The sequence below is a fragment of the Amycolatopsis sp. NPDC004772 genome (assembly GCF_053601215.1).
Window position 1 is genome coordinate 1 of the sequence record NZ_JBSGBK010000159.1, and the last position, 8,954, is coordinate 8,954.

General features: G+C 70.7%; 9 protein-coding genes. 7 read left to right on the forward strand and 2 right to left on the reverse strand.

Features of this window, described 5'->3' with window-relative positions:
- Positions 1 to 138 precede the first annotated feature (138 nt).
- Genes ACWEF6_RS42345 through ACWEF6_RS42365 form a run of 5 tightly spaced genes read left to right on the forward strand, consistent with a single transcriptional unit; the run spans position 139 to position 4,206 of the window.
- Complete coding sequence (locus ACWEF6_RS42345; RefSeq protein WP_086844441.1) at positions 139 to 444, forward strand: urease subunit beta; 306 nt, start codon at positions 139 to 141, stop codon at positions 442 to 444.
- Position 445: 1 nt separating this feature from the next.
- A complete protein-coding gene (locus tag ACWEF6_RS42350; RefSeq protein ID WP_449688111.1) occupies positions 446 to 2,161 on the forward strand; it encodes an urease subunit alpha in 1,716 nt (571 codons plus the stop codon).
- A complete protein-coding gene (locus ACWEF6_RS42355; RefSeq protein WP_449688112.1) occupies positions 2,161 to 2,832 on the forward strand; it encodes an urease accessory protein UreF in 672 nt (223 codons plus the stop codon). The genes ACWEF6_RS42350 and ACWEF6_RS42355 overlap by 1 nt, the downstream gene beginning before the upstream one ends.
- Positions 2,822 to 3,514 (forward strand): urease accessory protein UreG, encoded by a 693-nt coding sequence (gene ureG, locus ACWEF6_RS42360; RefSeq protein ID WP_449688113.1) that lies wholly within the window; start codon positions 2,822 to 2,824, stop codon positions 3,512 to 3,514. The genes ACWEF6_RS42355 and ureG overlap by 11 nt, the downstream gene beginning before the upstream one ends.
- Positions 3,511 to 4,206, forward strand: a complete 696-nt coding sequence (locus ACWEF6_RS42365; RefSeq protein WP_449688114.1) for an urease accessory protein UreD — start codon at positions 3,511 to 3,513, stop codon at positions 4,204 to 4,206. The genes ureG and ACWEF6_RS42365 overlap by 4 nt, the downstream gene beginning before the upstream one ends.
- A gap of 42 nt (positions 4,207 to 4,248) precedes the next feature.
- On the opposite strand, the gene ACWEF6_RS42370 is transcribed toward ACWEF6_RS42365, so the two are convergent.
- The gene (locus ACWEF6_RS42370; protein ID WP_449688115.1) at positions 4,249 to 5,349 is read right to left on the reverse strand and encodes a lipase family protein; all 1,101 of its coding nucleotides are present in this window, start codon (positions 5,347 to 5,349) and stop codon (positions 4,249 to 4,251) included.
- Positions 5,350 to 5,438: 89 nt separating this feature from the next.
- Between ACWEF6_RS42370 and ACWEF6_RS42375 the strand changes: the two genes are divergently transcribed.
- A complete protein-coding gene (locus ACWEF6_RS42375; protein ID WP_449688116.1) occupies positions 5,439 to 6,149 on the forward strand; it encodes a TetR/AcrR family transcriptional regulator in 711 nt (236 codons plus the stop codon).
- Positions 6,150 to 6,195: 46 nt separating this feature from the next.
- On the opposite strand, the gene ACWEF6_RS42380 is transcribed toward ACWEF6_RS42375, so the two are convergent.
- Positions 6,196 to 7,863, reverse strand: a complete 1,668-nt coding sequence (locus ACWEF6_RS42380) for a purine-cytosine permease family protein (RefSeq protein WP_449688117.1) — start codon at positions 7,861 to 7,863, stop codon at positions 6,196 to 6,198.
- Between the two features lie 219 nt (positions 7,864 to 8,082).
- Here ACWEF6_RS42380 and pdxH point away from each other — a divergent pair, with 219 nt between their 5' ends.
- A complete protein-coding gene (pdxH, locus tag ACWEF6_RS42385; RefSeq protein ID WP_449688118.1) occupies positions 8,083 to 8,760 on the forward strand; it encodes a pyridoxamine 5'-phosphate oxidase in 678 nt (225 codons plus the stop codon).
- Positions 8,761 to 8,954: the final 194 nt, after the last annotated feature.

The following is an 8,954-nucleotide window of genomic DNA, read 5'->3' on the forward strand; positions in this document are numbered from 1 at the left end:
CGTCGCGCCCCCCCGCCCCGGCCCCCCCCACGCCGCTCCCGTGCCCCCCCCCCTACTTCTCACCCCCCCTTCGTTGTGTTTTACGCCTTTAAAGAACCCTCCTTACCACTCACGACCCCGCTCGAGAACGGGAGCCGCATGCGTCCTGGCGAGATCATTCCCGGCGACGAGCCGGTCGAGCTGAACCCCGGCCGCGCGCGCGTCCGGCTGCTCGTGCGGAACCTCGGCGACCGGCCGGTGCAGGTCGGTTCGCACTACCACTTCGCCGCGGTCAACCCCGGGCTCGAGTTCGACCGCGACGCCGCCCGCGGCCACCGGCTCGACGTGCCGGCCGGGACGTCGGTGCGCTTCGAACCCGGCGTCGAACGGGAAGTCGACCTCGTCCCGCTCGCCGGCGCCCGGCGCGTGCCGGGGCTCCGGTCCGAATTCGCCGGAGAGTTCTGAAATGCCGCAGATCGACCGCGAGCGCTACGCCGAGCTGTTCGGCCCGACCACCGGCGACCGGATCCGGCTCGCCGACACCGACCTGCTGATCGAGGTCACCGAGGACCGTTCGATGGGGCCCGGCGGCTCCGGCGACGAGGTGCTCTTCGGCGGCGGCAAGGTCATCCGCGAGTCCATGGGCCAGGGCACGGCGACCCGGGCCGAAGGCGCGCCGGACCTGATCATCACCGGCGCGGTGATCCTCGACCACTGGGGCGTCGTCAAGGCCGACGTCGGCGTGCGCGACGGCCGGATCGTCGGCATCGGCAAGGCGGGCAACCCGGACACGATGGACGGCGTCGACCCGGCCCTGGTCATCGGGCCGTCGACCGAGGTGCTGTCCGGCAACGGCAAGATCCTCACCGCGGGTGGCATCGACTGCCACGTCCACTTCATCTGCCCGCAGCTCGTCGACACGGCCCTGGCCGCCGGGCTGACCACTTTGGTCGGTGGCGGCACCGGGCCCAACGAGGGCACGAAGGCCACGACCGTCACGCCCGGCGCGTGGAACCTCGGCCGGATGCTGTCCGCCATGGACGGTTACCCGATCAACGTCCTGTTGCTGGGCAAGGGGAACACCGTCCGGCACGAGGCGTTGCGCGAGCAGCTGGCGGCGGGCGCGGGCGGGTTCAAGCTCCACGAGGACTGGGGTACGACGCCGGCGGCGATCGACGCCTGCCTGACCGTCGCGGACGAAGCCGGTGTCCAGGTGGCGATCCACACCGACACGCTGAACGAAGCCGGGTTCCTGGAGTCCACTGTGGACGCCATCGGCGGGCGGTCGATCAACGCGTACCACACCGAAGGTGCCGGTGGCGGGCACGCGCCGGACATCATCCAGGTCGTCTCGCTGCCGAACGTGCTGCCGTCGTCGACCAACCCGACCCGGCCGCACACGGCCAACACCCTCGACGAGCACCTCGACATGCTGGTGGTCTGCCACCACCTCAACCCGTCGGTGCCCGAGGACCTCGCCTTCGCCGAGAGCCGCATCCGGCCGACGACGATCGCCGCCGAAGACGTCCTGCACGACCTGGGCGCGATTTCGATGATGAGCTCGGACTCGCAGGCGATGGGCCGGATCGGCGAGGTCATCATCCGGACCTGGCAGACCGCGCACGTGATGAAGCGCCGCCGCGGCGCGCTGCCCGGCGACGGCGCGGCCGACAACCTGCGTGCGCGTCGCTATGTCGCCAAGTACACGATCAACCCGGCCATCGCGCACGGCATGGAGACCGAAATCGGGTCGGTCGAGGTCGGCAAGCTCGCGGACCTGGTGCTGTGGGAGCCGAAGTTCTTCGGCGTGCGCCCGCACATGGTGCTGAAGGGCGGCTTCCCGGCCTGGGCGGCGATGGGTGACGCCAACGCGTCCATCCCGACGCCGCAGCCGGTGCTGGCCCGCCCGATGTTCGGTGCATCGATCGGGGCGGCGTTGAGCCTGCACTTCGTCGCGCCGTCCGCTTTGGACAGCGGGCTGCGCGAGCGGTTCGGCATCACGCGGCCGCTGGTCGCCGTGTCGGACATGCGGGCGCGGACCAAGGCGGACATGGTGCTCAACGACACCACGCCGGACGTCCGCGTCGAGCCGGACAGCTTCGCGGTGCACGTCGACGGCGAGCTGATCGAACCGCAGCCGGTGACGGAACTGCCGATGGCGCAAAGGTACTTCCTGTTCTGATGGACCTTTCGGCACTGATCCTCGCGGACTCCCGGTTCCCCGGCGGCGGGCACGTCCACAGTGGCGGGCTGGAGGAGGTCGTCGCGCGGAAGCTGGTGACGTCCGTGCGCGACCTGCCGGGATTCCTTTCCGGACGGTTGCGGACGGCGGGGTTCCTGGCGGCGGTTTTCGCTGCTGCATCCGCACATGCGGCGGTCAACCGAGGCAATTGGTCGCGTTTGGACAGTGAACTGGACGCGCGCACGCCGTCACTCGCGCAGCGCGAGGCTTCCCGGGCGCAAGGCCGCGGAACCGCGCGGGCAGGGCGGATCGCGTGGCCTTCGCCGATTTTGGAGGAGCTGCTGGCCGAGACGCCGCGGCCGCACCACCCGATCGTTCTGGGCGCGCTGGTCGGGATCGCGGGTGGTTCGCCGCGCGACGCGGCGATGGCGGCCGCGTACCTGTCGGTGAGCGGTCCAGCGAGTGCCGCGGTGCGGTTGCTGGGGCTGGATCCCTTCGCTGTGAACGCGGTGGTCGCGCGGCTGGATCTCGCTTCTGTTTGTGCGGCTGCGGCCGCGGTGGCAGGGGACGATCCGGCGATGTTGCCGTCGCCGGGGTCGCCCGCGTTGGATCTGTTCGCCGAGGCGCACGCCCGGCACCACCAGGAAGAGGTGCGTCTCTTTGCCAGCTGAACACGGACACGGGCACGGGCACGTCCACCCGGTCAACTTCGACCCGACGGCCAGCGAGCCGGACCACTACGACGCCGCGCCCACCGCGGGCCGCGCGTACCGGATCGGCATCGGCGGCCCGGTCGGCTCCGGCAAGACGGCGCTGACCGCGGCACTCTGCCGCGCGCTCGGCGACGAGATCCGGCTCGCGGTGGTCACGAACGACATCTACACGACCGAGGACGCGGACTTCCTGCGCCGCGCGGGTGTCCTGGACCCGGAGCGGATCGAGGCGGTGCAGACCGGCGCGTGCCCGCATACGGCGATCCGCGACGACATCACCGCGAACCTCGACGCGGTCGAGCGGCTGGAAGAGAAGTTTCCTGGCCTCGACCTGGTGATCATCGAGAGCGGCGGCGACAACCTGACGGCGGTGTTCAGCCGCGGCCTGGCGGACAGCCAGATCTTCGTGGTCGACGTCGCGGGCGGCGACAAGGTGCCGCGCAAGGGCGGCCCGGGTGTCACGACGGCGGACCTGCTGGTGATCAACAAGATCGACATCGCGCACCTGGTCGGCGCGGACATGGACGTGATGACGTCGGACGCGCACCGGATGCGGGGCGCGCTGCCGGTGATCACCCAGTCCCTGGTGGACACCCCCGACGCGCCCGCGGTCGCCGACTGGGTCCGTTCCCTGCTGTGAAGGCCCACGCGCGGCTGACGGCGTGCTTCGACGGCTCGCGCACGGTGCTGCGGGAGCTGTGCTCGATGGCGCCGTTGACGTTGTTCCCGCGCCGGCGTTCGGGTGCGACGGCCGTGGTGCACCTGGTCAACTCGGCGACATCGCCGCTGGGCGGGGATGACCTGCTGCTCACCGTCCGGGTCGGGCCGGGTGCCTCCCTCCGGTTGTCGGGGGTGGCGGCCACGTTGGCCCTGCCGGGCCTGCACGGCGAGTCTTCGTTGTCCACTGTGGACGTCGTCGTGGAGGACGGCGGGTCGCTGGAGTACCTGCCGGAGCCGACGGTGATCACGGCGCGGGCCCGGCACCACGCGGTCTTCCGGGCTTCGCTGGCTGCCGACGCCTACCTGCACACGCGGGAGGTGCTGGTGCTGGGGCGGGCCGGGGAGAAGCCGGGATCGCTGGTGACCACGCTGGACGTGGTGCGGGCCGGGACCCCGGTGGTGCGCCAGACGCTTTCGGTGGGGGACGCGGGCCTGGACGGGAGCCTGGCGGTGCTGGCGGGCCGCCGCGTGCTGGCCACGGACCTGGAGGTCGGCGGACGCGAGCTCCCGGCGGCCTCGGGTGAGTGGTGGTCCCGCAGCCCCCTCGCTGCGGGCGGCACCCTCACCACTTCCCTTGCGCCGGACGCGGTTGCGGCGTTGCGGCCGTTCTGAGCAGCCCCCGTTTTCCACGCTACCGGGAGGCACCGACAGTTTTCAGAATTTGGTGCCCAGCCAAGTCATCGCCACCGGGCCGCCGATCGACACGCCCCCGATGTGCTCCAGGAGCGGGAATTCCTGCCACGTCACCCGCGCGCCCAGCGACTTCCAGCGGTCGCGCAACGCCGTTCCGACGCTGAACGGGATCAGCTCGTCCAGCGTCCCGTGGTACAGGTACACCGGCGGCTTCGGCGCCGTCGTGCCCAGGTAGTTCTCCGCCAGGCGGGCCTGCCAGCGCGGGTCGTGGATCGGGTCCGGCACCGTCACGAAGTCCTGCAGGTGCGCGAACGGCGCCGCCGCGCCCAGCTCGATCGTGCACGCCTTCGAGACGCGCGCCACCGCCTCGCGGCCTCGGTCGTTGAGGATCGACGCGAACGGGACGTCCGGGTACGCCGCCGCGAAGCCCGTGGCCGCGCCCAGCACCAGGCCGAACGCCGCGCCGCCGTCGTTGGAGGCGAACACCGCGTTCAGGTCCGCCGGGACGCCGCCCGCCGCCACGCCGACCACGTTCAGCGAAGGCGCGTACGTCGCCTGCAGTTCCGCCGCCCACGCCGCCGCCTGGCCGCCCTGCGAGTATCCGAACACGCCCACCGGGCCGGACGGGGACAGCCCCGCGCCGGCAACCCGGGAAGCGGCCTTCGCCGCGTCGAGCACCGCGCGGCCTTCGGACTGCCCGACCGCGTACGTGTGCGGCCCCGGCGTGCCGAGTCCTTCGTAGTCGGTCACGACGACCGCCCAGCCCTGCGTCAACGCCTGGGCCAGCAACGCGCTCTCGTTTTCGATGCCGTGGGCGAGGAGGTTCGAAGGGGCGCACTGGTCGCCGAGGCCGTGCGTGCCGACCGCGTACGTGATGAGCGGCCGCGGGCCGCCGCGCAGCCACGGCGTCGGCGGGACCAGCAGTGTGCCGGAGACGGCGTTCGGGGCGCCGGTCGCCGACGTCGAGCGGTACACGAGGTGCCAGGCTTTGACCGGCGCCGGGAACGGGCCGACGAACACCGTCGTCGGCTTCTGTTCCAAGAGGACGCCCGGTTCGGCGTGTGCCGTGGGGGCGGCTGTCACGAACAGGAGCGCGACGGCGACCACTAACCGACGAAGCATCGTTGCCTCCGGCTGTCTGGTAATCGAGGTTTTCACAATTTAGCCAGCCCGGTAGGATCCGGCAATCCCTCAGAAGGAGGACACAACCGTTGGCTCGCACGTACGGCGGCGTCGCACCCGAACAACGTCGCGCCGACCGCCGCGAGCGGCTGCTCACGGCCGGTCTCGAGCTGTTCACCACCACCGGCTTCCGGCAGACGAAGATCACCGAGATGTGCGCCCGCGCCGGCGTCTCGACGCGGAACTTCTACGAGGAGTTCACCGGCAAGGAGGACGTCCTGCGCACCCTCCACGACCGGATCAACAGCCTCGCGCTGGAGCACGTCACCGCCGCGCTCGACAAGGTCGCCGAGGCCGACGCCATGACCCGCATCGCCACGCTGCTCGACGTCTTCATCGACACGGTCACCGTGGACCCCCGGCTCCCGCGGCTCAACTACGTCGAAGCCGTCGGCGTCAGCGCGGAGCTGGAGCAGCAGCACCAGGTGTGGGTCGACCGCTGGGCGACCTTCATCGAGACGGAGGCGCGGCGCGCGGCCGAGCACGGCGTCGCCCCCGACCGCGACTACCGGCTGACGGCGATCGCCCTGGTCGGCGCGGCCACCGGGCTGCTGCGCGAGTGGCAGGCGCACGAGCCGCCGCTGCCGGTGGAGGACGTCGGCGCAGAGCTGCGCGCGCTGATGCTGGCCGCCATCATGCGGCCCGGAAAGATCTTGGAAATCCCGGGCAACCCCGGCGCGCCCTCCGGCGTGGAACAGTCGAGCCGGGAGGGGGACCCGGGGGGAGGCCGGCTCACGTGAGGGCCCTTTCCCGGCTGCGGACGCCGGGAAAGGGCCCTCACGGACACTACGGCGTCCGGACGGTCGGCAGGCCCAGCGCCACTGGGCCGGTTGTCCGGCACACGTCGTGGCAGGTGCTGTCGAGCGTGCAGCAGAGCGAGCAGATCGGGCCGTCCTGTTTGGCGCAGTCGGCGACGTCGGGCAGCTCGTACGGGTCGCCGCAGGCCGAGCAGGTGTACGTCGCCTGCGGGTCGGCCTCCGTGGTCATGACCGTGTTCTCCCGCACCAGGTAGTACTTACCCTTGGTGGCCACGGCCAGCGCCGGCACCAGGACGACGGCGATGACCAGGGCGAGCAGCGGGCTGAACGCGGCCAGGAACGGTCCGAACGCGCCGAAGTAGGCCACGATCGACACCGCGGACGCGACGACCATCGAGCCGAACCCGACCGGGTTGATCTTGTGCAGGTAAGCCCGCTTGAACTCGATGTAGCGCGGGGACAGGCCCAGCGGCTTGGCGATCACCAGGTCGGCGCACACGGCGCCGATCCACGCGATGGCGACGTTCGAGTAGAAGCCGAGGATCTTGTTCAGGAAGCCGAACGCGCCGAACTCCATCAGCGCGAGCGCGATCCCGCAGTTGACCAGCACGTACCAGACCCGGCCGGGGTGCTTGTGCAGCACGCGGGAGAAGAAGTTCGCGAACGACAGCGAGCCGGAGTAGGCGTTGGTGGTGTTGATCTTGATCTGCGAGACGACGACGAACAGCGCGGCGAACGTCAGCGCGACCGGCCCGAGTGCGGGTTTCACCGCTTCGAGGTACGGCGCGATCGGCTCCAGCGCGTGCGTCTTCCCGACGACGCCGAGCGCGAGGAACGCCAGCAGCGCACCGCCGATCTGCTTCGCGGCGCCGAGGATCACCCAGCCGGGGCCGGCGGCGAGCACCGCGGCCCACCACGCCCGCTTGTTCTCCGCCGTTTTCTCGGGCATGAACCGCAGGTAGTCGGCCTGTTCGCCGATCTGCCCGATCAGCGACAGCGCGACGCCCATCCCGAAGCCGAACCCGATCGCGGAGAACCCGGCGCCCGCGCCCTCGGTACCCCCGAAGCGGGTGAATTCGGCGAACTTGCCGGGCTCGCGGACCAGCACGACGACGAACGGCAGCACCAGCCCGGCGATCCACAGCGGCTGCGTCCAGGTCTGCATCTTCGCGACCGCGCCCATGCCGTAGAGGGCGAAGGGCAGCACGATGAGCGTCGCGAGGAGGTAGCCGATGGGCAACGGGATGCCGAGGGCGAGCTCGAAGGCCTGACCCATGATCGAGCCTTCGAGCGAGAAGAAGATGACGGTGAAGCTCGCGTAGACGAGCGACGTGAGCGTCGACCCGAAGTAGCCGAAGCCGGCTCCGCGGGTCAGCAGGTCCATGTCCACTCCGGACTTCGCGCAGGCGGCCGCGATGGGCACGCCGGTCACGAAGATGACGACGGCGGCGGCGAGGATCGCCAGGACGCCGGAGGTGAAGCCGTAGGAGAGGACGATGCTGGCGCCGATCGCGAAGTCGGCGAGGTAGGCGATGCCGCCCAGCGCCGTCGTCGCGACCACGAACGGCGACCATTTCCGGAACGAATGCGCGGCGAAGCGCAGGGAGTAGTCCTCGCGGTTTTCGTTCGCCGCGAGCGGGGCGTAGCGGCGTTTCGGCGGGGTGCTCTTTTCCGTGCTGGACAGGGTCTCGGTCATGCCTGCCTCCGGGGGTGGTGGGGAACGGGCCGAAGGTAGGTGCGTCCTGTATCGATCCTGGTCCGGGAGGTAACGCACGGGTTACGGCTTGTTGTCCAGCGGTTACTTCGCGGTGGTGGCGGGTGTCACCGTTAGGTGGGTTCCGCTGCCGGTCGCGAAGCCCTAACGTGCCTAGAGCCGAAGTCGACTGATGCCCCGACCGGGCGTGGAGGTTTGGCGATGATGCCGGAAATCGAGGACCAGGTGGAAGACGCCGTAGTACGCCTTCCCGGAATGCGCGTGGCCTACGACGGCGCGGCGTTCGACGAAACCGCGCTCGCCGCCACCTGGACCGATCAGCTGCAGGGCTGGCTGAACCAGGCGGTCGCGGCGGGCATCGCGGAGCCGAACGCCATGGTCCTCGCGACCGCGGACGCCGAGGGGCGCCCCTCGTCCCGCACGGTCCTGTGCAAGGGCCTCGACGACCGCGGCGTGGTGTTCTACACGAACTACACGTCTGCGAAGAGCCACGACTTGACGGCGACCCGCTACGCGTCGGTGACGTTCCCTTGGTACGCGCTGCACCGCCAGGTCCACGTCCGCGGCGAGGTCGAGAAGGTCGGCGTCAAGGAGACGGCGGAGTACTGGGCCCAGCGCCCCCGCGGCTCCCAGCTGGGAGCGTGGGCATCCCCGCAGTCGCGCGTAGTGGACGGACGAAGGGCGCTGGACAACGCGCTGAACGGAATCGAGCGGCGCTTCGCGGACGTGGAGAGGATCCCGGCACCCCCGCACTGGGGCGGCTGGCGGATCCGGCCCGATCTGGTGGAGTTCTGGCAGGGCCGCGAGGACCGGATGCACGACCGGCTGAGGTACGTACGCAACGACGACGGGTGGCACATCGAGCGCGTGGCCCCCTGAGTCAGGTGGGCTGTCCACATGCCGGCCGAGGTGTGGACAGCCCGGCCGCGGGGGCGGCTTTTCGGGGTTTTTGCCGGTGGTCGCCGATAGGATGGACCTGGGGACGCCCCCCTGGGAGCGGCAGGGTTCCGGCAAAGTCGTGTCGTTGCAGGCAGGCACGGCCCGCTCTGGTGATCATGTGGTTGTCGAAGCCC

What these genes read in the sequence shown, in the direction of transcription:
- ACWEF6_RS42345 (WP_086844441.1), top strand. Translation starts at nt 139, where the DNA reads ATGCGTCCTGGCGAGATCATTCCCGGCGACGAGCCGGTCGAGCTGAAC.
- ACWEF6_RS42350 (WP_449688111.1), top strand. Translation starts at nt 446, where the DNA reads ATGCCGCAGATCGACCGCGAGCGCTACGCCGAGCTGTTCGGCCCGACC.
- ACWEF6_RS42355 (WP_449688112.1), top strand. Translation starts at nt 2,161, where the DNA reads ATGGACCTTTCGGCACTGATCCTCGCGGACTCCCGGTTCCCCGGCGGC.
- ACWEF6_RS42370 (WP_449688115.1), bottom strand. Translation starts at nt 5,349, where the DNA reads ATGCTTCGTCGGTTAGTGGTCGCCGTCGCGCTCCTGTTCGTGACAGCC.
- ACWEF6_RS42380 (WP_449688117.1), bottom strand. Translation starts at nt 7,863, where the DNA reads ATGACCGAGACCCTGTCCAGCACGGAAAAGAGCACCCCGCCGAAACGC.
- pdxH (WP_449688118.1), top strand. Translation starts at nt 8,083, where the DNA reads ATGATGCCGGAAATCGAGGACCAGGTGGAAGACGCCGTAGTACGCCTT.